The sequence below is a fragment of the Agrococcus terreus genome (genome assembly GCF_014645235.1).
Lineage (GTDB): Bacteria > Actinomycetota > Actinomycetes > Actinomycetales > Microbacteriaceae > Agrococcus > Agrococcus terreus.
Window position 1 is genome coordinate 817,782 of record NZ_BMLM01000001.1, and the last position, 23,964, is coordinate 841,745.

Sequence of the window (23,964 nt, forward strand, 5' to 3'; positions counted from 1 at the left end):
TCCGCCGGAACGTTGTGGAGACCTCCAACAGCCGAGCGCCTCCCGCGAGCCCGGAGGTGAGCGGCGCCGGGGGACGCCGCGCGACACGCGGGATTCCGCGCGGCGCCACGAATCCCGCTAGGTGAGTGAGCGCTCACTCACCTAGCATCGGAGCCGTGACCCCCCGCATGAGCTCGGACCAGCGGCGCGAGCAGATCCTCGACGCCGTGCTCGACGTCGCGCTCGAGCGCGGCCTCGCCGTCACCTCGAAGGAGCTCGCCGCGGCCGCGGGCGTCGCGGAGGGCACGCTCTACAAGGCGTTCGGCGACAAGGAGTCGCTGCTGCGCGCCCTCGTCGCCCGCGAGGGCCGCCGCGAGGATGCCGCCGGGCAGTGGATCCGCGCGGGCGGGGCCGAGGGCACGAGCCTCGAGGAGCTCGCCGCGGGCATCGCCGAGCTCGCCATCCTGCAGTACCGCCAGCAGTTCCGGATGCTCCAGATGCTCGGCTCGCTCATGCAGCAGCCGAGCCACGAGGACATCGCCGAGTTCGACCGCATGCTCGAGCCCTGGATCGACGCGCTCGACGCGCATCGCGACCGCCTCGGCATCGCGACCGCACGGGCCGCCGCGATGCTCCGGATGCTCGTCATCGCCGCCTGCCACGACGGCGGCTGGGGCATCCCCATGACGCCCGCCGAGATCGTCCACGTCTTCCTGCACGGCGTCGCCTCGCGCGCCCACGCGCCGGCCGCGCCGGCCGTGGCCGCCTGAGCCGCCGCCCCGCCCACCCCGCCCGACCCGACCCACCTCCGACCACCCCAGGAGAGGACCCCCCCATGCTGTGGACGCTCATCGTCCGCTACGTGAAGCCGAGCTGGCTGCTGCTGCTCGGCGTCATCGTCTTCCAGTTCGTGCAGGCGCTGCTGTCGCTCATGCTGCCCACGATCAACGCCGACATCATCGACGAGGGCGTCCTCCAGGGCGACACCGGCACCATCTGGCGCCTCGGCGGCGAGATGCTCGGCATGAGCCTCGGCCAGGTCGTCGCGAACCTGCTCGCGATCCTGCTCGGCGCCCGCCTCGCCATGCGCGCCGGCCGCGACCTGCGCGCCGACGTCTTCGCCCGGGTCGGCGACTTCTCGGAGCAGGACGTGCAGCGCTTCGGCTCCGCGAGCCTCATCACGCGCACCACGAACGACGTGCAGCAGGTGCAGATGCTCATCCTCATGAGCTGCACCATGCTGCTCGCGGCGCCGCTGCTCGCGGTCGGCGGCATCGTCATGGCGGTGCGCGCCGACGGCACCCTCTCGTGGCTCATCGCCGTCGTCGTGCCCGTGATGCTCGGCGTCATGCTGCTCGTCGTGACGCGCCTCGTGCCGATCTTCCGCCTGCTGCAGGACCGCATCGACCGCATCAACCAGGTCATGCGCGAGCAGCTCACCGGCATCCGCGTCGTCCGCGCCTTCGTGCAGGAACCCCGCGAGCGGCGACGCTTCGAGGAGGCGAACGACGGCGTCTACGACGCGATGCTGCGCACCGGCAACCTGTTCGTGCTGCTGTTCCCGCTCGTCATGCTCATCCTCAACGGCTCGTCGGTCGCGGTCATCTGGTTCGGCGGGCAGCTCGTCGACACGGGCGAGCTGCAGATCGGCACGATGATGGCGTTCCTGCAGTACCTCATGCAGATCCTCTTCGGCGTCATGATGCTCAGCTTCATGACGATGATGATCCCGAGGGCGGCGGTCTCGGCCCGCCGCATCGGCGAGGTGCTCGGCACGACCCCGTCGATCGAGCGCGGCATCGGCGACCTCGCCCCCGAGCCCGACGGCCGCGTCGTGTTCGACGACGTCACCTTCGCCTACCCCGGCGCGGACGCTCCGGTGCTCAAGGGCGTCTCGTTCACGGCCGAGCCCGGCGAGACCGTCGCCATCATCGGCTCCACCGGCGCCGGCAAGACCACGATCGTCAACCTCCTCGCGCGCCTCTTCGACGTCACGGGAGGCTCGGTGCGCGTGGGCGGCGTCGACGTGCGCGAGTCGGAGGCCGACGCGCTGTGGGCGCAGATCGGCCTCGTGCCGCAGCGGCCCTACCTGTTCTCCGGCACCGTGGCCTCGAACCTCCGCTACGGCGACCCCGAGGCCGGCGACGACGCGCTGTGGTCGGCGCTCGAGACCGCGCAGGCCGCGGGCTTCGTGCGCGAGCGCGACGGCGAGCTGGAGTCCGTGATCGCCCAGGGCGGCACGAACGTGTCCGGCGGCCAGCGCCAGCGGCTCTCGATCGCCCGCGCGCTCGTGAAGCGCCCGCCGGTGCTCGTCTTCGACGACTCCTTCAGCGCCCTCGACCTCACGACCGACGCGCGCCTCCGCGCCGCGCTCGACCGCGACGTCGCCGGCACCACCCGCATCGTCGTCGCGCAGCGCGTCTCGACGATCGTCGACGCAGACCGGATCGTCGTCCTCGAGGACGGCCGGGTCGTGGGCCTCGGCACCCACGAGGAGCTGCTCGCCACGAACGACACGTACCGCGAGATCGCCGACTCGCAGATGGCAGTGGAGGCCTGAGATGGCGCGCAAGGACCGGGCCCCGCAGGCCCCCGTCGAGGACAGCCGCTCCGAGGCCGAGCGCCTCGAGGACGAGCAGGCCGAGGCCGCGCGCCTCGGCGCCGGCGACTGGGAGGCGCCTCCCGGCAAGGCGAAGAGCTTCGGCCCGTCGATCAAGCGGATGCTGGGGCTGCTGCGCCCCTACCGCTGGCTCATGACCGCGGTGCTCGCCGTCGGCGCGGCCGGCGTCGTGCTCTCGGTGATCGGCCCCCGCATCCTCGGCGAGGCGACGAACATCATCGTGCAGGGCTTCGTGCAGCGGCAGCTGCCGGCCGGCGCCACCCAGGAGCAGGTCGTGGAGGGCCTGCGGCAGTCGGGCCAGGGCGACCTCGCGAACATCGTCGAGGCGATGCCGGGGCTCCAGCCCGGCGCAGGCATCGACTTCGAGGCGCTCGGCGGCATCCTCGTGGCCGTCATCGCGATCTACGCGCTCGCCTCCCTGTTCCAGTGGATCCAGGGCTACGTGATCAACGGGATCGTGCAGCGCACCGTCAAGGGCCTGCGCACCGAGGTCGAGGAGAAGGTGCACCGCCTGCCGCTGTCGTACTACGACCGCATGCCGCGCGGCGAGCTGCTGAGCCGCCTCACGAACGACCTCGACAACGTCGGCCAGACGATGTCGCAGACCATCTCGCAGATCGTCACGGGCGTGCTCACGATCGTCGGCGTGCTCGTGATGATGTTCACGATCAACCCGTGGCTCGCGCTCATCGCGCTCATCTCGGTGCCGCTCACCGCGGTCATCGTCGGGCTCGTCATGGGCCGCGCGCAGTCGCTGTTCAAGGAGCAGTGGCGCCGCACGGGCCGCCTCAACGCGATCGTCGAGGAGACGTTCACCGGCCACGCGCTCGTCAAGGTCTTCGGCCGCGAGCGCGAGGTGCGGGAGCGCTTCCGCGAGGAGAACGAGGCCGTCTTCCAGGCGTCGTTCAAGGCGCAGTTCCTCTCGGGCCTCGTCTTCCCGCTCATGACCTTCGTCGGCAACATCGGCTACGTGCTCGTCGCGGTCGCGGGCGGCCTCTTCGTCGCCGCGGGCCAGATCCGCGTCGGCGACGTGCAGGCGTTCATCCAGTACTCGCAGCAGTTCTCGCAGAACCTGGGCCAGATCGGCCAGACCTTCGCGATGGTGCAGTCGGGCGTCGCGAGCGCCGAGCGCGTCTTCGAGCTGCTCGACGCCGACGAGCAGGGCTCCGACGAGGGCGGCGCGACGCCGACGCCCGGCGCGGGCCGCGTCGCCTTCGAGCGCGTGCGCTTCTCGTACTCGCCCGTGCGGCCGCTCATCGAGGACCTCTCGCTCGCGGTCGAGCCCGGGCAGACGGTCGCGATCGTCGGCCCGACCGGCGCCGGCAAGACCACGCTCGTGAACCTCCTCATGCGGTTCTACGAGATCGACGGCGGCCGCATCCTGCTCGACGGCGTCGACACGGCGACCATGACGCGGGATGCGCTGCGCAGGCAGACCGGGATGGTGCTGCAGGACACGTGGCTGTTCGGCGGCACGATCCGCGACAACATCGCCTACGGCCGCCCCGACGCGACGGAGGAGGAGATCCTCGAGGCGGCGCGCGCCACCTACGTCGACCGCTTCGTGCACTCGCTGCCCGACGGCTACGACACGCTCATCGACGAGGACGCCTCCAACCTGTCGGCGGGCGAGAAGCAGCTGGTCACGATCGCGCGCGCGTTCCTCGCGCGGCCGAGCGTGCTCATCCTCGACGAGGCGACCTCGAGCGTCGACACCCGCACGGAGCAGCTGCTGCAGCACGCGATGGCGGCGCTGCGGACCGACCGCACGTCGTTCGTGATCGCGCACCGCCTGTCGACGATCCGCGACGCCGACCTCATCCTCGTGATGGAGCAGGGCGCGATCGTCGAGCAGGGCTCGCACGACGAGCTCGTCGCCGCGCGCGGCGCCTACTGGCGCCTGCTCAACGCGCAGTTCGAGCAGGCCGTGGCCGACCTCGACCTCGAGCCCGAGGACGACGCCGCGACGGGCGCGCCCACGGGCGCGGTGCCGCAGCAGACGACCTGAGCCGGATGCGCGGAGGGCGTGGCCGAGCGGCTCCGCCCTCCGTCGTCTCCGCCCTCGCCGCCACCCGCACATGTGCAGGCAGGGACGCGGAGCGCTCGTCAGGCGAGCGCGCGCCAGTGGTCGTAGTCGTGGATCGCCGTGCCGGCGAACGCGCGGGCGCCGGCCAGCGCCGCCTCGATCGCTGCGAGCTCGCGCTCGAGCACGGCGCGGCCGTCGTCGGCGAAGGTCTCGGCCGGCGCCTCGGACGGCAGCACATCGACGCCGATGCGGCAGGGCTTCCCCACCCGGGCGACGATCGCGCGCGCTGCCGCGCTGATCGCGAGCACGTCGGCGGCGCGGTCGCGGTAGGCCATGAGCGCGACGCGGTCGGCGCGCCGGACGATGCGGCCGAACTCGTCCGGGTAGGCGTCGGCGAGCCAGGGGGAGAGGTCGACCTCGACCGGCAGCGCCGTGCGTCCGGCGACGTCCTTCACGGTGCGCTCGAGGCCCGCGAGCAGCTCGCGCTCGCGGCCCGCCCAGTCGCGCCGCGTCCACGGCTCGATGTCGAGGTGCACGGCGTCGAACAGGAACGACGCGGTCGCCCGCTGCAGCCAGGTGACCGCATCCGATCCGGACGTCCACGCGGGGTCGCCGCCGAGCGCGGCGACGCGCACGCCGCGGCCGCGGAGCGCGGCGACGCAGCGGTGCGTCTCGGCGTCGGGGCCGGTCCACGGCACGCTCACGAACGCCTCGCCGACGCGCTGCGCGTCGACGTGGGCGACGAGGGCCGCCGTGTCGAGCGTCGTGCCTGCCTGCATCCAGATCCACATCGCGCGCGCCATGGGTGCTCCTCCGGTCGGTCCCGCGGATCAGGATTCCGCGAGTGCGGGCCAGGGTACGCCCAGCTCCCGAGCGAGTCGGCGGACGGCCGGGATCGACATGCCGATGACCGTCGACGGATCGCCCGAGATCGTGTCGATGAACGCGGCGCCGCGACCGTCGATCGTGAACGCGCCCGCGACCTGCAGCGGCTCGCCGGTGGCGACGTACGCGTCGATCTCGGCCTCGTCGATGTCGGCCGAGAAGCGCAGCGTCGTCGCCGTCGCGACGTGCGCGGAGTCCTCGATGCGGCCGCCCTGCACGCGCAGCATCCAGTGCCCCGAGTGCAGGGTCGCCTCGCGGCCGCGCTGCTGCAGCCAGCGCTCCTTGGCGCGCTCGGGCGTGTGGGGCTTGCCGAGCATCGCGCCGTCGAGCTCGAGCGACGAGTCGCCGCCGAGCACGAGGCCGTCGAAGCCGGTGAGCGGATCCTGGTCGAGCAGCGCCTCGGCCTTCGCGCGCGCGAGCAGCAGCACGTACGCGTCGGCGGCGAGCGGCCCGTGCTCGGCCTCGTGCGCCTCGACGAGCAGGTCCTCGTCGACGTCCGTCGGCCGCACGATCGGCTCGATGCCGGCCTGGCGCAGCAGGGCGAGGCGGGCGGGGGAGGCGGAGGCGAGGATGAGCTGCACGACCCGATCCTCGCATCCGCGGCTCCGCACGTCCGGTCACCGCCGCTGGACCCGATCCTGCGTCGTGGACCCGAGATCTCGGGTCCACCGCTCAGGATCGGGTCCACGAGCGAGGCGGCGCGCCGCCGGATGGGAGGATGGGGGCATGCCCTCCGACATCCAGCCCGGTCAGATCGTCGAGCTCCAGATCGACAACGTCGCCCACGGCGGCCGCTTCGTCGGCCGGCACGGCGCGACCGAGGACGAGCGGGGGCGCGTCGTGTTCGTGCCCGACACGATGCCGGGCGAGCGCGTGCGCGCGCAGATCGTCGACGTGAAGAAGTCGTTCGCCTCGGCCGTCGCGCTCGAGGTCGTCGAGGCCTCGCCCGACCGCGTCGAGCACGTGTGGCCCGAGGCGTCGATCGAGCGGGCGCCGCTCGAGCGCGCCGGCGGCGCCGAGCTCGGGCACATCCGCCTCGCCCGCCAGCGCGAGCTGAAGCAGCGGGTGCTCGAGGACGCGCTGCAGCGCACGGGCGGCATGACGCGCGAGGTGCGCGTGCGGCCGGCGCCCGGCGACGACGGGCGCGGCGGCCTCGGCTGGCGCACCCGCGTGCGCCTGCACGTCGACGACCGCGGGCGCCAGGGGCCGTTCGCGCCCCGCAGCCACGAGGTCGTGCCGGTCGCCTCGCTGCCGCTCGCGACTCGCGGCATCCAGCTCGCCGCCCAGCTCGACCAGCGGCTGCCGGGCGTCACCGCGGTCGACTACGTCGAGCGGTCCGACGGCGAGGTCGACGTGATCGCGTTCGAGGGCGAGCCCGACCGCGGCCGCTCCGACACGATCGTCGAGACCGTCGGCGAGCGCGAGTTCCAGCTCGACCGTGCCGGCTTCTGGCAGGTGCACCGCGAGGCCCCCGCCGTGCTCACGGCGGCGGTGCGCCGCGCGATCGACACCGATCGCATCGACCCGGCCGGCTGGAGCCTCGACCTCTACGGCGGCGTCGGCCTCTTCGCCGCCACCATCGCCGAGGCGCTCGGCGACCGCACCCGCATCACGAGCGTCGAGGCCGACGAGGTCGCGACCGACCACGCCGCCGAGAACCTCGCGGAGTGGCTGGGCGCGAGTGCCGAGACCGCGCGCGTCGACCGCTGGCTGCAGTCGCTCGCCGATCGCGCCAGCCGCGCCGAGCGGGAGCGCCTCGCGAGCGGCGTCGTCGTGCTCGATCCGCCGCGCGCGGGCGCCGGCCGCGAGGTCATCGAGCGGCTGGATGCGCTCCACCCCGCGCAGATCGTCTACGTCGCCTGCGACCCGGTCGCGCTCGCCCGCGACGCGAAGCTGCTCGTGGGGGCGGGCTGGGAGGTCGGGTCGCTCGAGGCGTTCGACCTGTTCCCGCACACCCACCACATGGAGGCGGTGGCCTCCTTCCGCAAGGCGTAGCGGCTGCCGCGGCCCTGCGGGCCGCGGCGCTGGGGTCGCGGCGGAGGTCCGCAGGACCTCCGCCCTCAGCTCCACCGCGCACACCCACCACGTGGAGGCGGTGGCCTCCTTCCGCAAGGCGTAGCGGCTGCCGCGGCCCTGCGGGCCGCGGCGGAGGTCCGCAGGACCTCCGCCCTCAGCTCCACCGCGCACACCCACCACATGGAGGCGGTGGCCTCCTTCCGCAAGGCGTAGCCTCCGTCGGTCGAGCCGCTCCGCCGCCGCAGGCGGCTGAGCGAGTCGAGACCACAGCGTGCCTCGCTGCTCGCAGCGCTGGTGGTCTCGAGACGCGGCCGGCTGCGCCGGCAGCTCCTCGACCAGCGGTGGGGCGGAAGAGGGCGCTACGCCCGCGTCGTCACGCCGCCCGCCGCGCGCGCCACGAGCTGCGTGACGCCCGGCACCGCCGTCGCCCGCCACAGCGCCCGCTGCGCCTCGAGCTCCACGCGCGTCGCCGGCGCGAACGCCGCCGCAGCCCGCCGACCGCGCGCCTGCTCCCGCTCGACCACCGGCCGCCAGTCGCGCTCGAACGCCTCGAGCCCCGCCCGCACGTCGCTCGGGTGCCGCGCGTACGCGAGCTCCTCCGCGAGCCGCGCCGCCCCCGCGAGCGCGAGCGACGCGCCCTGCCCCGCCACGAGCGACACCGCCGCGCAGGCGTCGCCCAGTAGCACCGTGCGCCCGCGCACCCACGGCGCCACCTCGGTCTGCGCGACCCGGTCGACGTAGGGGGCGCGGATCGCGCGCACCGCGCGGCGGCCGAGCACGCCCATCCCGGCGATCGCTCCGCGCGCCTCCGACGCGGGCACGCCCCGCAGCACGGCGAGGCCCGACACCTCCGTCGCGCCCAGCGGCGCCACGAGCAGCTGCCTGCCGAGCTCCACCTGCGTCGCGACGCGTCCGCCGAGATCGGCCGCCAGCTGCGGATCCTCGCCGATCCACGCGACGGCGAGCAGGTCGGCGACCGGCCGCACCGCATCCGCATCTGCGCCCCACAGCAGCCGTCGCACACGCGAGCCGATGCCGTCGGCGCCCACGAGCACGTCGCCCTCGAGCCGCTCGCCGTCGGAGAGCAGGGCGGTGATGCGCTCGCCGTCGTCGTGCACCGTCTCGATCTGCGCCCCGTGCCGCACGCGCACCGCCTCGGGCAGCGACTCCTCGAGCGCCTCGACGAGCTGCGGGCGCAGCACCGTGAGCCAGCGGCCGCCGACCGCGCCGCCCAGCGCCCCGATCGGCACGCGCCCGCGCACTCGGCCCGCGGCGTCGACGGCGCGCAGTTCGGCGAACGACTCCGCCCGCGCCTCGATCGCGGCGAGCACGCCGAGCTCCTCGGCGGCGTCGTGCCCGAGGCCCCAGAGGTCCACGAGGTAGCCTGCCGCGCGGGGCGACGCCGCCCGCTCCACGACCTCGACGGTCCAGCCGTCCCGCCCGAGGCGCCCGGCGAGCGCGAGGCCCGCGACCCCTGCTCCCGAGACGATCGCGTGCATGCCGCGACGCTATCCGGCCTCGCTGGGCACCGACCGCACGGCGCGCCCGCCCGGTCGCGGCCCCCAGCCGCTCAGCGCAGCAGGTCGAGCAGCGCCCGCTCGCGCGCGCCCTTGAGCGCGATCGTCTCGCCCGCCTCGAAGCGCTCGAAGACCTCCGGATCGATGTACGACGACTTCGCGACCGTCGGCGTGTTGCCGAGCGCCTCCGCAGCCTCGTCGATCGCGGCCTTGATCGCGCGCTTCCGCTCGGCCGCCGTGCCCACCTCCCGCGCCCGCGCGAGCGCGACCGCCGCCACGATCGTGCCGTGCAGCGTGCGGAAGTCCTTCGCGGTGAACTCGCCGCCCGTCGCCTCCTTGACCGCCGCGTTCAGCGACGCGTCGCGGAGCGGGTGGGCGCCCTCGTCGTCGCGCCACGCGAGCAGCCGGGAGCGGCCCGAGCGGCCCGCCTTGAGGTCCTCGACGCAGCGCGCGAGCGGGCCGTCGTCGATCGTGGTGTCGAAGCGCTGGCCCGACTTCGCGGGGAACTTCAGCCGGATGGTGTCGTCCGTGACCGTCGCGTGCCGGCACAGCAGCGTCATGAGCCCGTGCGAGCCGTTCGCCTCGGCGTACGCGTCGCCGCCCGCGCGGATCGCGACGAGGTCGAGCATCCGCAGCGCCGCCGCGAGCACCCGTTCGCGCGGCAGGCCCTCGAGCGAGAGGTCGCGGGTGACGCGCCGCCGCATCGCGGGCAGCGCCTCCGCGAGGTCGAGCGCCCGCTCGTGCTTCATCCGGTCGCGGCGCTCGCGCCACTCGGGGTGGTAGCGGTACTGCGTGCGGCCCGCGTCGTCGACGCCGATCACCTGGATGTGCGCGCGCTCGTCGGCGGCGATCCACACGTCGCGCCATGCCGGCGGGATGGCGAGCGACTGCGCGCGCTCGCGGTCGGCCGCGGAGACGGGCCTCCCGCTGTCGTGCCGGAACGACCAGCCCGAGCCCGCCCTCCGACGACGGATGCCGGGATCGTCGTTCGGATGCGCGCGCCGCAGTCTCGCCATGGGCGCGATGCTAGCCGCGGCCGGGGGGCAGGAGGCTGAGCGTCAGGCGCGCTTCCAGCGGTGCCCGGTGGGCGTGCGCGACCGCGCCTGCCACTCCGACTCCGTGTCGAGCACGGTGCGGTGCTTCGTCTCGGCCCACTCGTCGGCCATGCCGGTGAGCACGGCCTCGACGGCGGCGCGCTCCTCCGGCGTGGGGGAGCCGCTGACGACCTGCATGATCGGCTGGTCGTCGCGCGGCTCGCTCGCGGTCGGGTCGACCATCAGAGCGGGATGTTCCCGTGCTTGCGCTCGGGGCGCTGCACGCGCTTCGTGCGCAGGGCGCGGAACGCGCGGGTGACGGCCACGCGGGTCTCGGCCGGCTCGATGATGCCGTCGAGCTCGCCGCGCTCGGCCGCGAGGAACGGGGAGGCCACGTTGTACGTGTACTCGCTCGCGAGGCGCGAGCGCACCTCCGCCACGTCGTGCCCGTCGGCCTCCGCCTGCTTGATCTCGTTGCGGTAGAGGATGTTCACGGCGCCCTGGCCGCCCATCACCGCGATCTCGGCCGACGGCCACGCGATGTTGATGTCGGCGCCGAGCTGCTTCGAGCCCATGACGATGTACGCGCCGCCGTAGGCCTTGCGCGTGATGACCGTCACCATCGGCACGGTCGCCTCGGCGTACGCGTACAGCAGCTTCGCGCCGCGGCGGATGACGCCCGACCACTCCTGGTCGGTGCCGGGCAGGTAGCCGGGCACGTCGACGACCGTGAGGATCGGGATCGAGAAGGAGTCGCAGAAGCGCACGAAGCGGGCGGCCTTCTCGCCGGCCTCGATGTTCAGCGTGCCCGCCATCTGCTTGGGCTGGTTCGCGATGACGCCGATCGTGCGGCCCTCGAGCCGGCCGAACCCGATGACGATGTTCGGCGCGTAGAGCGGCTGCACCTCGAGGAACTCGCGGTCGTCCATGAGCGTCTCGATGATCGTCAGCACGTCGTACGGCTGGTTCGGCGAGTCGGGGATGACCGTGTTGAGGCGGCGGTCCGCGTCGTTGACGACGCGCTCGGCCGTGTGGTCGTACGCCGGCACCTCCGACTGGTTGTTGTCCGGGAGGTACGCGAGCAGGGCGCGCACGTAGTCGAGCGCGTCGTCCTCGTCGGCGGCCAGGTAGTGGCTCACGCCCGAGACGGTGTTGTGGGTGCGGCCGCCGCCGAGGTCCTCGAAGCCGACCTCCTCGCCCGTGACCGTCTTGATGACGTCGGGGCCGGTGACGAACATGTGGCTCGACTTGTCGACCATGACGACGAAGTCGGTGAGCGCGGGGGAGTAGACGGCGCCGCCGGCGGCCGGGCCCATCACGATCGAGATCTGCGGGATGACGCCCGAGGCGGCCGTGTTGCGGCGGAAGATCTCGCCGTACTTGCCGAGCGCGACCACGCCCTCCTGGATGCGCGCGCCGCCCGAGTCGAGCATGCCGACGATGGGCACGCCCACCTTCATCGCGTAGTCCTGGATCTTGATGATCTTCTCGCCGGCGACCTCGCCGAGCGAGCCGCCGAACGTGGTGAAGTCCTGCGCGAAGACGGCGACGCGGCGGCCGTGGACCGTACCGATGCCCGTGACGACGGCGTCGCCGTAGGGGCGGTTGCGCTCCATGCCGAACGCGGTCGTGCGGTGGCGCACGTAGGCGTCGAACTCGACGAACGAGCCCTGGTCGACGAACTGCTCGATGCGCTCGCGGGCGGTCTTCTTGCCCTTCGCGCCCTGCTTCTCGCGGGCCTTCTGCTCCTTGTCGGTCACCGCCTCGCGGTGTCGGTCACGGAGGTCGTCGATGCGGGAGGCCGTCGTCGACAGGGGTGCGGCAGCGGTCGTCTCGTCGGTCACGGATGCCACTCTAGACGCCGCCCCATGCACGGCCTTTGTGGACTGCCACAGCGTCATCCCCGCATCCGTAGGCGGAGCTCTCCAGTCCCGCCGTGCCGCGTCGCGGCCCGCGGCCTAGGCTGGGGGCATGCTCTTCCCCGGTGCCGCGCGGGTCTCGACCGTCGTCGAGCTCGGCACCGTCGGCTCGACGTTCGACGCCGTCGACGACCGCGCCGAGCACCTCACCGCGTGGGCGACGCTCGACCAGCGCGCCGGCCGCGGCCGGCTCGGCCGCGAGTGGGTGTCGCCCGCCGGCAAGTGCCTCGCCGCCACCGTGCTCGTGCGCACGAAGCGCCTCTCGGAGGACGCGATCGGCTGGCTCCCGCTCGCCGCGGGCCTCGCGCTCGCCGACGCGCTCGACCCGCTCGTCGCCGACCGCGCGCGCCTGAAGTGGCCCAACGACGTCCTCGTCGACGGGCGCAAGGTCGCCGGGATCCTCTGCGAGCGGCGCTCGACGGGCGTCGCCGTCGGCTTCGGCGTCAACCTCACCCTCACCGAGGCGGAGCTGCCGACGGATGCGTCGACCTCGCTCACGATCGAGGGCGCCGACGCCACCGCGCCCGTGCTCGCCGACTGCGTGCTGGCCCACGTCATCCGCTCGCTCGACGACCTGCTGCCGGCGCTCGGCACCGAGCCGCTGCGCGCCGCCGTCGCGGCGAGCCTCGACACGATCGGGCGCGACGTGCGCGTGCTGCTGCCCGCCGGCGAGCTGCGGGGGCGCGCGGTCGGGCTCGGGTCGCACGGCGAGCTGCAGGTCGACGACGGGAGCGGGATCGTCGACGTGCGGGCCGGTGACGTCGTCCACGTGCGCTGATCGGGCAGAATCGACGGGTGCCAGCCGTCGACGAGCGCGTGATCGCGCGCATGCGACCGCACGCGCGCGTCCTGGTGCTCCCGGTGCTCGTGCTGTGGGGGTCGCTCGGCCTGGCGACGCTGCTCGTCGACCGCGTCGACTGGCCGCTGTGGAACGTCGCGGTGCTCACGGTCGCGGGGATCGTCGTGGTGCTGCTCACGATCGTGCCGACGCTCGCGTGGCTGTCGCGCGGCTTCACCTTCACGACGGAGCGGGTGGTGACGAGGTCGAGCTTCGGCGGCACGCGGCGCGAGACGATGCTCGCGCGCGTGCACGACGTGACGGTGCGGCGGCGCGGCATGCAGGCGCTGTTCGGCGCCGGCGACGTGCTGCTCTCGACGGGCGGCGACCGCGCGGTCGTGCTCTCGGACGTGCCGCACGCCTCCCTCGTGCAGCGCATGCTCTCGGAGCAGCTGGGCTCGCGCGGGCGCGCGCTGCCCGAGACCGAGGCGTGACGCCCGCCCGGCGGGCGACGACGGATGCGCGCGCGGCGACGCGCGGGAGGGCAGGATCGATGGACGTGGAGACGAAGGAGGCGGCGGCATGATCGTCGGCGTGGTGGGCGGCGGACAGCTGGCCCGGATGATGATCCCCGCAGCGGTCGAGCTCGGCATCGAGCTGCGCGTGCTCGCGGAGGGCGAGGGGATGTCGGCCTCGCTCGCGGCCACGGCGGTCGGCGACTACCGCGACGCGGCGACGGTGCTCGCGTTCGCCGAGGGCGTCGACGTCGTCACCTTCGACCACGAGCACGTGCCGCAGGCGGTGCTGCGCGCGCTCGTCGAGGCCGGCCACGCCGTGCACCCCGGGCCCGATGCGCTCCGCTTCGCGCAGGACAAGCGCGAGATGCGTGCCCGGATGGCCGAGCTCGGCGCGCCGCAGCCCGACTGGGCTCCGGTCGACTCGGCCGACGACCTCGCCGCGTTCCTCGCCGACCACGGCGGCGTCGGCGTCGTGAAGACCGCGACGGGCGGCTACGACGGCAAGGGCGTGCGCGTCGTCCGCTCGGTCGAGGATGCGGCCGACTGGCTCGAGGGCGCCGCCGCGGGAGGACCGCGCCTGCTCGTCGAGGAGCTCGTCGACTTCCGCCGCGAGCTCGCGCAGCTCGTCGCCCGCCGACCCTCGGGCGAGGCGGTCGTCTGGCCGCTCGTGCAGACCGTGCAGCGCGACTCGATCTGCGCCGAGGTGCTCGCGCCCGCGCCCGACGCGGCCCGCATCCAGCCCGTCGTCGACGACATCGCCCGCCAGGTGGCCGAGGGCCTCGGCGTGACCGGCGTCCTCGCGGTCGAGCTGTTCGAGACGACCGACGGCCGCGTGCTCGTGAACGAGCTCGCCATGCGGCCGCACAACTCGGGCCACTGGTCGATCGACGGAGCGATCACGAGCCAGTTCGAGCAGCACCTGCGGGCCGTGCTCGACCTGCCGCTCGGCTCGACGGCGCTCGTCGCGCCCGCGAGCGTCATGGTGAACGTGATCGGCGGGCCCGCCTCGGGCGCCATGGCCGACCGGTACGCCGGCGCGCTCGCCGCGCATCCCGACGTCAAGGTGCACTCGTACGCGAAGTCGACGCGCGCCGGCCGCAAGGTCGGGCACGTGACGGCGATCGGCGACGACCTCGACGAGGTCGCGTACCGCGCCCGCGCGGCGGCCGCGCACTTCGACGCCTGAGGCGGTCGCGCAGCCAACCGGCCCTGCGAGTCCCTGCCCGTCGGATGCGTGTGGTCACAGAGCGCCCTCGTCGCGCCCCTACAGGGGCGTTCTCTGACCACACCGCCACCCGCGTAGCGCTGCATCGCGGCCGGCGGATGCGGGTGTGGTCAGAGCACGCCCCGATCGAGCCGCGTCGGGGGCGTCCTCCGACCACACCGTCACCCGCACGCCGAGCGGGCCGCGCGGATCAGCGCCTCGGCCGGTCGGGTGCGAGGCAGGGCGACCAAAAGCCGCGCAGTGCGATCGGAGTCGTCGCGGCGGCCGCAGCGCGTGCCCGGACCTCTGCGACGAAGTCCGAGAGCGCGGCTCTGCCCTCCGGCCGGTGATGGTGCGCTCCGAACTTCCGGATGCGCCAGCCGAGCGCCTGCGGACGCTCGAGCCGATCCAGGTCCTTGGCGCGCTGCTGCGGGTCCGACCAGTGCTGCTCGCCGTCGTACTCCCAGCCTGCGCGCAGCTCCGGCCAGCCGCCGTCGAGCCGCATGAGGAAGGTGCCGTCCTCGTCGAAGATCGTCAGGTTGAGCTCCGCTGTGGGGAGCCCGAGGTCCTTCAGGAGCAGACGGTGCCTCGTCTCCCGCGGTGATTCGCTGCCGACCGCGCAGTCGCGCACGGCGGCGACGGCGGCTGCGATCCGAGGCGCGCCCCGACGTCGCTCGCAGTGCGCGAGGAGGTCGGCGGGCTCGATCCGCTCGGCGCCGCGCCGATGGGAGACGAGCCAGTCGGCGACGGCGACGAGGGAGCCGTGGTCGAGGAGCGTCGCGAGGTGCACGAACGTGTCGATCCGGCTGGTCACCGGCAAGCCGGCCGCGCTCTCGACGCGAGTCCGGAGCCGATGGCCCACGACGCCGCGTCGACGCATCCGGCTGCCCGCGGTCGGGGCCGCGACATGCACCTCGCCCGCGCGGGTCCGAGCGGGCAGCGGCATGCCGTGCAGCGCCGCTGCGGTGGTGTGCGAGAAGCAGTGGTCGTCGCGGGCGACGAGCGCGAGCGCGTCGAGCACGAGCCGGTCGTCGTCGACCGCCGCCCGCAGCACGCGGACGCCGTGAGCGGGCGCGGCGAAGCGGCCCGCCCTGAGCTGCTTGGGCGTTGCGCCAGCGGCGCGCGCCTCGGAGACGAGGAAGGGGGAGGCGAGGTCCATGGGCGCAGGGTGCCCCGCCCCGCCGGACGGCGTGCGGCGTGCCCTCGTCGCTGTGGACAGCTGCGGCCGCCTCGTTCCAGCCCGCTGTGGTCACAGATGGCCCCCGCGGGATCGATCAGAGGGCCATCTGTGACCACACCCCGAACTGCGGTGGATGGGGTGTGGTCAGAGAGTGCCCCGGATGCGCCGGGCGGAGGGCCATCTGTGACCACACCCCTGACCGCGCGGCGGGCGAGGGGGCGGGCGCAGGTCAGCGGCGCGGGTGGGGCTGCGACGCGGGGCTGCGGGCGGTGCGGAGGTGAGCGGCGCGCCGCGCGGCCCGCGTCGGCGGCGGGCGCAGGGCCGGTCTACCCTGGTGGGCATGCCTGCGGTCAGCATCATCATGGGATCCGACTCCGACTGGCGGGTCATGGAGGCGGCGAAGGCCGCGCTCGACGAGCTCGGCGTCGCGGCGGAGGTCGACGTCGTCTCGGCGCACCGCACGCCCGACAAGATGGTCGACTTCGCGCGCGGGGCGGCGGACCGCGGCGTCCGCGTCATCATCGCCGGCGCCGGCGGCGCCGCCCACCTGCCCGGCATGGTCGCGTCGATGACGCGCCTGCCCGTCATCGGCGTGCCCGTGCCGCTCGAGCGCCTCGACGGCCTCGACAGCCTCCTCTCAATCGTCCAGATGCCCGCCGGGATCCCCGTCGCGACCGTCTCGATCGGCGGGGCCCGCAACGCCGGCATCCTCGCCGCGCGCATCCTCGGCACGACCGACCCGGCGATCGCCGATCGGCTCGACGCCTTCGCCGCCGACCTCGAGCGCCAGGTCGGCGACAAGGCCGCCGCGCTGCGGGAGCGCGTCGGCGGCGACGCATGACCCTGCTCCAGGCGCGCTCGCCGATGCGCGATCCCGATCAGCGCGACGCGGTGGTCATGCAGCGTCGCGGCTGGTGGCTCGTCGGCGTCGGCTTCCTGCTGCCCGGTAGCGCCCAGGTGCTCGCCGGCAGCCGGCGGCTCGGCCGCTTCGGCATCGCGGCCACGCTCGCGCTGCTCGCCCTCCTCGCGCTCGCGGGCATCCTCTGGGCGGTCTGGCGCACGGCGCTGCTCACGGTCGTCGGCAACGCCATCGGCCTGCTCGTCCTCGAGGTGCTGCTCGTCGCCTACGCCCTCCTGTGGCTCGTGCTCGGCATCGACACGATCCGCCTCGCCCGGCTGCCGAAGGTGCAGGGCGGCGCCCGGGCCGCGATCGCGGCCGTCGCGGTCATCGCCACGGTCGCGCCCGCCGCGCTCGCCGGCTACGGCGCCAGCCTCGTCGACGCCTCCCGCGGCCTCGTCTCCGACCTCTTCACCGCCTCCGGCCCGCCGGTCGAGCCGATCGACGGCCGGTACACCTTCCTGCTCCTGGGCGGCGACGCCGGCGACGACCGCGTCGGGCTGCGCGCGGACTCGATGACCGTGGTCACCGTGAACGCCGAGACCGGGGCGGCGACCATGATCGGCGTGCCCCGCAACATGCGCGACGCGCCCTTCTCCGAGGGCTCGCCCATGTGGGGGCCGTGGCCGAACGGCTTCGACTGCGACTCGAGCGACTGCTACCTCAACGGCACGTACACGTACGGCGAGGCGCACCCCGAGCTCTACCCGGATGCGGCGGCCCAGGGCTCGAGCCCGGGCATCGAGGCGACGCGCGACGCCGTCGAGGGCGTGACCGGCCTGGAGCTCCAGTTCTTCGTCCTCGTCGACATGCACGGCTTCGAGGACCTCATCGACGCGCTCGGCGGCCTGCGCCTCGAGGTGACGGAGCGGGTGCCGATCGCGGTCGAGGACGAACCGGTCCGCGACTGGATCGAGCCGGGCACGCAGGTGCTCGACGGCCACGACGCGCTCTGGTACGCCCGGAGCCGTGCGGGTGCGAACGACTACGCCCGCATGGAGCGCCAGCGGCAGGTGCAGGAGGCGCTCATCCGCACCTTCACGCCGCAGGTGCTGCTGACGAAGTACTCCGAGCTGGCGCGGGCCGGCACGGACATGGTCGAGACCGACATCCCGCAGTCGATGATCGGCTCCCTGTCGGAGCTGGCGCTCAGGACGCGCGAGCTGCCGATCACGAACCTCGAGCTCGTGCCCGACTCCGGCGTCACGACCGGCGACCCGGACTTCGACCAGATCCACGCGATGGTGCAGGCGGCGATCGCCGAGGCGGACGCCGTCGCTGCGCCCACGGAGACGCCCGAGCCGTAGCGCGTCGGCGGCCCGTCGGGCTACAGCTCGGCGTGCAGCTGCCACACCTGGGCGGCCGCGGCCTCCCAGGTGAACGCGCGCGCCCGGTCCTGCGCCAGCAGGCCGAGCCGGACGCGCTCCTCCTCGTCGCCCAGGAGCCCGGCGAGGGCCGCCGCGAGCCGCTCGGTGCCGCCGAGCGCGGCGACGCTCGCGCCCCCGCCGATCTCGAGCAGGGACCGCGACGACGGATGCACGGTGGGCGTGCCGAGCGCCGCGGCCTCGAGCAGCGTGAGGCCGAGCGCGTCGACGTCCGAGACGTGGAGGTGCGCGAGCGCCCGCCTGTAGGCGACGGCGAGGTCGGCGTCGTCGAGGTCGCCGAGCATCACGAGGCGGCCCGCGGCGATGCCGGCCTCGACCGCCAGCGCGGCGAGGGTCGTCTCGCCCCACTCCACCGGCCCGGCGACGACGACCCGGACGTCGGGCATCGATCGGCTGGCGATCGTCTCGACGAGCCGCTCCGCCTGCACCGACGCGCCCGGCGCCGTGATCGCGAGCACGTACTCCGCGGGGAGCGCGAGCCTGCGGGCGACGGCGTCGTCGTCCTCGGGCACGTGCAGCCAGGACGAGGGCGCGGGATGCACGACACGGACGCGCGAGCCGACGTCGGCGCGCTCCGCGAGATCCTCGGCCACGGCGGTCGTCGGCACGACGATGCCGTCGGCGTGCTGCACCGCGCGCCGCAGCGCCCGCTCGAACCAGCGGGCCTTGCGCGAGGAGCGGTCGGAGAGCGGGTGGAGGCCGTGGAGGGTGACGGTGCGCTGGTCGCCCACCTGGCGGTCGCGCGTGAGCGGCGCGAGCAGGCTCGTCGAGTGCACGAGCCCGCGCACCGGCAGCGTCGCGATCGAGTGGAGCCACGCCTGCCGCAGCTCGCGCGCGGGCACGGCCGTCTGCCGCAGGTCGGCGAGGCCCGGGACGAGCGCGGCGATCCGCTCCGCGCGGCGTTCGGAGACGCTCGGGCTCAGGCCCGCGACCTCGACGCCCTCGGGCGCCGTGCGCACGAGCGCCGCGGCGAGCTCGGCGCCGTAGCGGCCGACCATGGTGGTGCTGCGCTCGCCGACCTCGTCGAGCACGACCGTGAGCCGCGCGCTCACAGCGCCGCCCGCTCCTTGAGCGGCGCCCACCAGGAGCGGTGCTCGTCGTACCAGCGCACGGTCTCGGCGAGGCCCGCCTCGATGAGCACCTCGGGCATCCAGCCGAGCTCGGCGCGCGCCTTGGCGGCGTCGACGGCGCGGCGCCCCTCGAAGCCCGGCAGCTCGCGGCTGGGCCGCTCCGGCGCCGCCTGGGGGGAGCCGGGCTCGCGCCCGGCCGCGGCCACGAGCAGCTCGCCGAGCCGGCCGTGCGTGAGGGCGTCGCCGCCGCCGATGTTGTAGACCTCGCCGGGGCGTCCGACGGTGAGCGCGAGCGCGATGCCGCGGCAGTGGTCGTCGACGTGCACCCAGTCGCGCACCTGGTCGCCCGCTGCCGGCATCGGCTCGTCGTCGAGCAGCGCGGTGATCGAGCGCGCGACGCGCTGCTCGGGCGCCTGGTGCGGGCCGTAGGCGCTCGAGTGGCGGGTGATGCGCACGTCGAGGCCGTGGAAGCGGTGGTACGAGCGGGCGAGGAGGTCGCTGCCGGCCTTCGAGGCGGCGGCGGGGCTGCCGGGCGTCAGCGGTGCGTCCTCGGCCCACGCGCCGGCGTCGATCGAGCCGTACACCTCGTCGGTGGAGACGTGGAGCACGCGGCGCACGTCGTGGCGCAGGGCCGCGTCGAGGAGGCGCTGCGTGCCGACCACGTTCGTCTCGACGAACACGGAGGCGTCGCGCACGGAACGGTCGACGTGGCTCTCCGCGGCGACGTGGACGATCGCGTCGACGCCCGGCAGCACGCGGTCGAGCAGGCCCGTGTCGCGGATGTCGCCGTGCACGAAGGCGTAGTGCGGATGCTCGGCGACCGCCGCGAGGTTCTGCGGGTTGCCCGAGTAGGTCAGCGCGTCGAGCACGGTGACCGAGGCGCCCTCGAGGCCCGGCAGGCGGTCGGCGAGGGCCATCCGCACGAGGTCGGAGCCGATGAACCCGGCGCCGCCGGTGACGAGGATGTGCACGGGCTGCGCTCCCTTCCGCGTCGGCTCGCCGACGCACGGCCCACCAGTGTAGGCGGGTGCGCCGCTACCAGAGGCCCAGCGCGAGAGCGATCGAGAGCAGCCGCCGCTCCGACGGCTCCCGGCGCAGCTCGGGCGCGAGCCGACGCAGCGCCGCGCGCGATCCCCGATCGCTACGCTCGAAGAGCGGTGCGACGCGCTCGAGCCGCTGCTGGAGCGGTGGCTGCGCGAGCGACGCCGCGAGCCTGGCGACGGCCGCGCACTGCGAGCGGTAGTCGCCGTTGGCGAGGCGGCGGACGCGGGTGAGCACCGCGCCGAGGCCGCGGTTCGCCCCCGTCACGTTGCCGCCGTGCTGCCGGTAGTCGAGCGTCGGCTCCGGATCGATCCGCCAACGCCTGCCCGTCGCGCGGGCGATGGCGTAGACCGTCCAGTCGTGGGGGACCCGCGCGTCGACGAGCGGGTGGGATCGCACCACCTCGCGGACCATGGTGAACGCGGCGGCGGTGAGCACGAAGGTGCACCCCGGGCCGGCGGATTCGAGCAGAAAGTCGAGCTGCGTCTGCGGGTCCGACTTGCCCACGTAGTCGGTGCGCTCCGACCCGTCCGCGCGCGTCCAGAAGGCCGTGACGCTCGACGAGACGGCGTCGACATCGTGTCGGGCGATGAGCGCGAGCTGTCGTGCGAGCCGGTCGCGATGCCAGCGGTCGTCCTGGTCGGCGAACGCGACGGCGGTCGCCCCCGCGACGTCCGCATCGCGGACGAGCCGCAGGAAGTTCGCGGAGGCCGAGCCCGACCGGAGCGGGGGCAGCACGACGATCCGCGGATCGTCCATCGCCTCGACGACGCCGAGGGTCCCATCCGTGGAGCCGTCGTCCGAGACCACGACTCGGACGTCCACGCCGTCCTGGTCGAGGATCGTGCGCAGCTGCTCCTCCACGAAGGCAGCCCCGTCGTAGGTCGCCATCAGCACGGCCACCACAGGGCGGTCGGCGCGTGCGCCGGACTGGATGTCGCTCAGGAGTGCCTCCGTGCTGCTTCGGTCCGACGGGCGTCGTCCGACCTCCGAGCCTATCGGCGGGCGTGGTCCGGGGCCGGTCCGACGGTGCTCCGACACGGCCCGGATACGCTGGGCGCGATGAGCCCCGACGTCGACGCCCCCCGCATCGCGATCGTCGCGCACCGAGACCCGCGCGGCGACGTCGGTGCACGCGTCGCGCTGATCGCCGAGCAGCTGCGCGGCATGGTCGACCGGGTGGTGCTCGTCGCCGACGGCCTCTCGGACGCCGGGCGCCAGCGCGCCGAGGCGATCGCCGACCGAGTGGTGGTGGCTCCGGGGCCGACCGCGATCGCGCTGCTCGCCGCCGGCCTCACTGCCGTCGACGCGGAGATGCGCGATGCCGGGGCGGCGCTCGTGACCGACACCGAGCGCTATCCGATCGGCGATCACCGGGATCCCGGTCGAGCGCAGGACCCCTCCGGATCGCGACCGGACGCATGGGTGCTCGTCCCGACGGCGCCCCGGCAGCCGCTCGAGCCCTCGCCGTGGCTCTGGGCGTCGCGCGCCGTGCTCGACGACGCGGCGTGGGCCCAGTGGTGGCGAAGCGCGCGCGACGACCGCGGCGCGCTCGGCATGCATGACCTCGTCGGCGCGCTCGAGGCGGCGGGCCGCAGCGTCGCCGCGCTCGCGGAGACAGGGGAGCGGTCGGTCCGCGCGAGCCTCGAGTCGCCCGGCACGGCCGGCTTCGTGGAGCGGGTGCTGCTCACCGCGGATCCGCTCGAGCTCGAGGAGCAGGCGCTCGACAGCCGCTCCGCCGCCCGGTCGCTGCGCGGCAGCGCGTGGCAGGGCATCCTGCCGGAGGACCTGCGCCTGGCCGCCCCGCCGCGGCAGGTGCACACGGCGGTCGGCGGGATGGCGATCCCGGTCGGCGTCGGGAGGCTCAGCGGGCCGGTGCGCCTCGGCGTGCTCTCGCACGTCTTCTATCCGGACGCCCTGGCCGAGATCGGGAGCGCGCTGCGCGGGATGCCCACAGGGTGGGACTGGATCGTGACCACCGGCTCCGAGGCCTCGAAGGCCGATATCGAGCGCCGGCTCGAGACCGAGGCGCCGCGGTTGCAGGGGCTCGAGCGGATCGAGGTCCGCGTCGTGGCGTCGAATCGCGGCCGCGACATCTCGGCGTTCCTCCTCGGCTGCGCCGATCTGCTGCGGCCGGACGCGGGCGGGCGGTTCGCGTACGACGTCGTGCTCAAGCTGCACTCGAAGCGGTCGCCGCAGGATCCCATCGCGCGCGCCGAGCGGTTCCAGCGGCATGCGCTCGGCAGCATCACGGGCTCGCTCGACGGCATGCTGCAGCTGTTCCTCGACGAGCCAGAGCTCGGCATGGCCATGCCGCCGCAGATCCACGTGGGCTACCCCACGCTCGGTCGCGCGTGGTTCGGCAACCGCCCCGCCGCCGAGCGCATGGCGAGCCGGCTCAGCATCGACGTGCCCTTCGACGAGGGCTCGCCGCTCGCGCCGTACGGCTCGATGTTCGCTGCGCGGCCGGCGGCGCTCGCGCCGCTCGTCGACCGCCTAGGCTGGCGCGACTTCCCCGATGAGTCCGGCTACCGCGACGGCGGCGCCGCCCACGTCGTCGAGCGGCTGTTCGCCTACGCGGCCATCGGCGAGGGCTTCGCGGTGCGCACGGTGACCACGCCCGAGCTCGCAGCCGAGTCGCACCAGGTGCTCGAGTGGAAGCTCCAGGAGATCCTGCGCGACGTGCCTGGCACGTCCAGGCAGCAGGTGCTGCTGGCCGCGGTGGCAACGCGCGCCGCGGCCTTCGCCTCCGGCGCGGCGGTCCGAGCGGCGCGCATCGCGGGACGGGCGCCCGGGCGGCTCGCGCGGAGCGCGCGGCGCACGCTGAGGAGGCGCGGCTGATGCGCGTCGTCGTCTTCCCGGCCTACCGCGAGAACCCCTTCCTCGGGATGCTGCTGTCGGGTGCTAAGCGCGACGGCGCCGAGATCGTCGACACCCGCACGCTCGACGAGCTGGCGGCCGCCCTCGCGGTGCGGCCCGAGTCCACCGTGCTCAGCGTCCACTGGACCAACCCGGTCGCGCAGTCGACCCGGAATCCGGCGATCGCGGTGCGGAACGCGCTGCAGTTCCGACGCATCCTGCGATCGGCGAAGGCCGCGGGGGCGCACGTGGTGTGGACCGTGCACAACGTGCTCCCGCATGGCGCCCGGTTCCCGCGCATCGAGCGCTGGCTCCACCGCCTGCTCGCCGCCCAAGCCGACCGGATCCACGTGATGCACCCCGACACCGCCGCGCTCACGGCGCCGCACTACCGCCTGCCGGACGACCGCGTGCGCCTCGTGCCGCACCCGAGCTACGTGGGCGCCGTCGGACCCCGAGCAGACCGAGAGGTCGAGCGCGCGCGCCTCGGCCTCGGAGCGAGGGAGGCGGCGGTGCTGCTGCTCGGGCAGATGCGGCCGTACAAGGGCGTGCTCGAGCTCATCGACGCAGCGGGCGCCGCGCACCGTCCCGGCGGTCTGACGCTGCTGCTCGCGGGCAACGCGACGCCCGACGAGGCCGCGGCGATCGAGGCCGCGATCGCGGCGCGGCCCGGCCTCCGAGCGGTCTGTCAGCTGCGCTACATCGACGATGCGGAGCTGCCCCGCTGGTTCGCAGCGGCCGACGTCGTGGCGCTGCCGTATCGCCGCATCCTCAACTCGGGCAGCGCGCTGCTCGCAGCGACCTTCGGCACGCCGGTGCTGCTGCCGGACGAGCCGCATCTCGCTGACCTCGGTGCCCACGACTGGGTGACGCTGTTCAGCGGCGCGGACGGACTCCGCGCGGCGCTCGAGGCGGTTCGTGTGGATGATGCGGCGGCCCGGGCGTCCGCCATCGCCTTCGCGTCAACCTGGACCGGCGAGGACGCCGGAGACGCCTACCGAGAGCTCCTGCACGAGGCGCTCGTGTCCTGAGCGC

Annotated in this window: 21 protein-coding genes; 11 read left to right on the plus strand and 10 right to left on the minus strand. The window is 74.4% G+C overall.

What is annotated here, in order from left to right; translation table 11 throughout:
- Window positions 1-155: 155 nt before the first annotated feature.
- From IEW90_RS03970 to IEW90_RS03980, 3 genes are all read left to right on the plus strand, one after another.
- Window positions 156-749 (plus strand): TetR/AcrR family transcriptional regulator, encoded by a 594-nt coding sequence (locus IEW90_RS03970; protein ID WP_229679475.1) that lies wholly within the window; start codon window positions 156-158, stop codon window positions 747-749.
- A gap of 65 nt (window positions 750-814) precedes the next feature.
- Window positions 815-2,539 (plus strand): ABC transporter ATP-binding protein, encoded by a 1,725-nt coding sequence (locus IEW90_RS03975; protein WP_188716263.1) that lies wholly within the window; start codon window positions 815-817, stop codon window positions 2,537-2,539.
- 1 nt (window position 2,540) lies between these two features.
- Complete coding sequence (locus tag IEW90_RS03980; RefSeq protein ID WP_188716266.1) at window positions 2,541-4,607, plus strand: ABC transporter ATP-binding protein; 2,067 nt, start codon at window positions 2,541-2,543, stop codon at window positions 4,605-4,607.
- Between the two features lie 98 nt (window positions 4,608-4,705).
- On the opposite strand, the gene IEW90_RS03985 is transcribed toward IEW90_RS03980, so the two are convergent.
- Entirely contained in the window at window positions 4,706-5,428 is a 723-nt protein-coding gene (locus tag IEW90_RS03985; protein WP_188716267.1) for a hypothetical protein, read from the minus strand.
- A 27-nt stretch (window positions 5,429-5,455) separates the two neighbouring features.
- Window positions 5,456-6,091, minus strand: coding sequence for a Maf family protein (locus tag IEW90_RS03990; protein WP_188716269.1), 636 nt, complete (start codon window positions 6,089-6,091; stop codon window positions 5,456-5,458).
- Window positions 6,092-6,236: 145 nt separating this feature from the next.
- On the opposite strand from IEW90_RS03990, the gene IEW90_RS03995 reads away from it, so the two are divergent.
- Window positions 6,237-7,505 carry a class I SAM-dependent RNA methyltransferase gene (locus tag IEW90_RS03995; RefSeq protein WP_188716270.1) on the plus strand — a complete coding sequence of 423 codons (1,269 nt, stop codon included), beginning with the start codon at window positions 6,237-6,239 and terminating at the stop codon, window positions 7,503-7,505.
- A gap of 380 nt (window positions 7,506-7,885) precedes the next feature.
- Here the strand turns inward: IEW90_RS03995 and IEW90_RS04000 are convergent, their stop codons facing one another.
- The 4 genes from IEW90_RS04000 to IEW90_RS04015 form a co-directional block, all read right to left on the minus strand.
- On the minus strand, window positions 7,886-9,025 hold the full coding sequence (locus IEW90_RS04000; RefSeq protein ID WP_188716272.1) for an FAD-dependent monooxygenase: 1,140 nt from the start codon (window positions 9,023-9,025) through the stop codon (window positions 7,886-7,888).
- Between the two features lie 71 nt (window positions 9,026-9,096).
- Window positions 9,097-10,059: a DNA topoisomerase IB gene (locus IEW90_RS04005; RefSeq protein WP_188716274.1), complete on the minus strand. Its 963-nt coding sequence runs from the start codon at window positions 10,057-10,059 to the stop codon at window positions 9,097-9,099.
- Between the two features lie 42 nt (window positions 10,060-10,101).
- Window positions 10,102-10,320 carry an acyl-CoA carboxylase subunit epsilon gene (locus tag IEW90_RS04010; RefSeq protein WP_188716276.1) on the minus strand — a complete coding sequence of 73 codons (219 nt, stop codon included), beginning with the start codon at window positions 10,318-10,320 and terminating at the stop codon, window positions 10,102-10,104.
- The gene (locus tag IEW90_RS04015) at window positions 10,320-11,930 is read right to left on the minus strand and encodes an acyl-CoA carboxylase subunit beta (RefSeq protein ID WP_373284706.1); all 1,611 of its coding nucleotides are present in this window, start codon (window positions 11,928-11,930) and stop codon (window positions 10,320-10,322) included. Before IEW90_RS04015 ends, IEW90_RS04010 begins: the two co-directional genes overlap by 1 nt.
- A 118-nt stretch (window positions 11,931-12,048) precedes the next feature.
- Here IEW90_RS04015 and IEW90_RS04020 point away from each other — a divergent pair, with 118 nt between their 5' ends.
- The 3 genes from IEW90_RS04020 to IEW90_RS04030 all read left to right on the plus strand — a co-directional run bounded on the left by IEW90_RS04020 (window position 12,049) and on the right by IEW90_RS04030 (window position 14,478).
- Complete coding sequence (locus IEW90_RS04020; RefSeq protein WP_188716280.1) at window positions 12,049-12,774, plus strand: biotin--[acetyl-CoA-carboxylase] ligase; 726 nt, start codon at window positions 12,049-12,051, stop codon at window positions 12,772-12,774.
- 17 nt (window positions 12,775-12,791) lie between these two features.
- A complete protein-coding gene (locus IEW90_RS04025) occupies window positions 12,792-13,268 on the plus strand; it encodes a PH domain-containing protein (protein ID WP_188716282.1) in 477 nt (158 codons plus the stop codon).
- A gap of 88 nt (window positions 13,269-13,356) precedes the next feature.
- Window positions 13,357-14,478: a 5-(carboxyamino)imidazole ribonucleotide synthase gene (locus IEW90_RS04030; RefSeq protein WP_188716285.1), complete on the plus strand. Its 1,122-nt coding sequence runs from the start codon at window positions 13,357-13,359 to the stop codon at window positions 14,476-14,478.
- A gap of 229 nt (window positions 14,479-14,707) precedes the next feature.
- Here IEW90_RS04030 and IEW90_RS04035 read toward each other — a convergent pair whose 3' ends face one another.
- Window positions 14,708-15,655 carry a hypothetical protein gene (locus IEW90_RS04035; RefSeq protein ID WP_188716287.1) on the minus strand — a complete coding sequence of 316 codons (948 nt, stop codon included), beginning with the start codon at window positions 15,653-15,655 and terminating at the stop codon, window positions 14,708-14,710.
- A gap of 361 nt (window positions 15,656-16,016) precedes the next feature.
- On the opposite strand from IEW90_RS04035, the gene purE reads away from it, so the two are divergent.
- Window positions 16,017-16,517 (plus strand): 5-(carboxyamino)imidazole ribonucleotide mutase, encoded by a 501-nt coding sequence (gene purE / locus IEW90_RS04040; protein WP_188716289.1) that lies wholly within the window; start codon window positions 16,017-16,019, stop codon window positions 16,515-16,517.
- On the plus strand, window positions 16,514-17,881 hold the full coding sequence (locus IEW90_RS04045) for an LCP family protein (protein ID WP_188716292.1): 1,368 nt from the start codon (window positions 16,514-16,516) through the stop codon (window positions 17,879-17,881). Before purE ends, IEW90_RS04045 begins: the two co-directional genes overlap by 4 nt.
- A gap of 20 nt (window positions 17,882-17,901) precedes the next feature.
- Here the strand turns inward: IEW90_RS04045 and IEW90_RS04050 are convergent, their stop codons facing one another.
- The 3 genes from IEW90_RS04050 to IEW90_RS04060 form a co-directional block, all read right to left on the minus strand.
- On the minus strand, window positions 17,902-19,011 hold the full coding sequence (locus IEW90_RS04050; RefSeq protein WP_188716294.1) for a glycosyltransferase family protein: 1,110 nt from the start codon (window positions 19,009-19,011) through the stop codon (window positions 17,902-17,904).
- The gene (locus tag IEW90_RS04055) at window positions 19,008-20,000 is read right to left on the minus strand and encodes a dTDP-glucose 4,6-dehydratase (RefSeq protein WP_188716296.1); all 993 of its coding nucleotides are present in this window, start codon (window positions 19,998-20,000) and stop codon (window positions 19,008-19,010) included. The genes IEW90_RS04050 and IEW90_RS04055 overlap by 4 nt, the downstream gene beginning before the upstream one ends.
- Before the next feature lie 64 nt (window positions 20,001-20,064).
- Entirely contained in the window at window positions 20,065-21,177 is a 1,113-nt protein-coding gene (locus IEW90_RS04060) for a glycosyltransferase (protein ID WP_373284707.1), read from the minus strand.
- On the opposite strand from IEW90_RS04060, the gene IEW90_RS04065 reads away from it, so the two are divergent.
- Together IEW90_RS04065 and IEW90_RS04070 are read left to right on the plus strand one after the other, a co-directional pair.
- On the plus strand, window positions 21,133-22,911 hold the full coding sequence (locus IEW90_RS04065; protein ID WP_188716300.1) for a rhamnan synthesis F family protein: 1,779 nt from the start codon (window positions 21,133-21,135) through the stop codon (window positions 22,909-22,911). The two genes, IEW90_RS04060 and IEW90_RS04065, sit on opposite strands and share 45 nt — an antisense overlap.
- Window positions 22,911-23,960: a glycosyltransferase gene (locus tag IEW90_RS04070; protein WP_188716303.1), complete on the plus strand. Its 1,050-nt coding sequence runs from the start codon at window positions 22,911-22,913 to the stop codon at window positions 23,958-23,960. Before IEW90_RS04065 ends, IEW90_RS04070 begins: the two co-directional genes overlap by 1 nt.
- Window positions 23,961-23,964: the final 4 nt, after the last annotated feature.

Coding starts and splice junctions, on each gene's coding strand:
- IEW90_RS03985 (WP_188716267.1), bottom strand. CDS start 5,428: ATGGCGCGCGCGATGTGGATCTGGATGCAGGCAGGCACGACGCTCGAC.
- IEW90_RS04020 (WP_188716280.1), top strand. CDS start 12,049: ATGCTCTTCCCCGGTGCCGCGCGGGTCTCGACCGTCGTCGAGCTCGGC.
- IEW90_RS04030 (WP_188716285.1), top strand. CDS start 13,357: ATGATCGTCGGCGTGGTGGGCGGCGGACAGCTGGCCCGGATGATGATC.
- IEW90_RS04035 (WP_188716287.1), bottom strand. CDS start 15,655: ATGGACCTCGCCTCCCCCTTCCTCGTCTCCGAGGCGCGCGCCGCTGGC.
- IEW90_RS04065 (WP_188716300.1), top strand. CDS start 21,133: ATGAGCCCCGACGTCGACGCCCCCCGCATCGCGATCGTCGCGCACCGA.
- purE (WP_188716289.1), top strand. CDS start 16,017: ATGCCTGCGGTCAGCATCATCATGGGATCCGACTCCGACTGGCGGGTC.
- IEW90_RS03995 (WP_188716270.1), top strand. CDS start 6,237: ATGCCCTCCGACATCCAGCCCGGTCAGATCGTCGAGCTCCAGATCGAC.
- IEW90_RS04005 (WP_188716274.1), bottom strand. CDS start 10,059: ATGGCGAGACTGCGGCGCGCGCATCCGAACGACGATCCCGGCATCCGT.
- IEW90_RS04045 (WP_188716292.1), top strand. CDS start 16,514: ATGACCCTGCTCCAGGCGCGCTCGCCGATGCGCGATCCCGATCAGCGC.
- IEW90_RS03975 (WP_188716263.1), top strand. CDS start 815: ATGCTGTGGACGCTCATCGTCCGCTACGTGAAGCCGAGCTGGCTGCTG.
- IEW90_RS04070 (WP_188716303.1), top strand. CDS start 22,911: ATGCGCGTCGTCGTCTTCCCGGCCTACCGCGAGAACCCCTTCCTCGGG.
- IEW90_RS04010 (WP_188716276.1), bottom strand. CDS start 10,320: ATGGTCGACCCGACCGCGAGCGAGCCGCGCGACGACCAGCCGATCATG.
- IEW90_RS04000 (WP_188716272.1), bottom strand. CDS start 9,025: ATGCACGCGATCGTCTCGGGAGCAGGGGTCGCGGGCCTCGCGCTCGCC.
- IEW90_RS03980 (WP_188716266.1), top strand. CDS start 2,541: ATGGCGCGCAAGGACCGGGCCCCGCAGGCCCCCGTCGAGGACAGCCGC.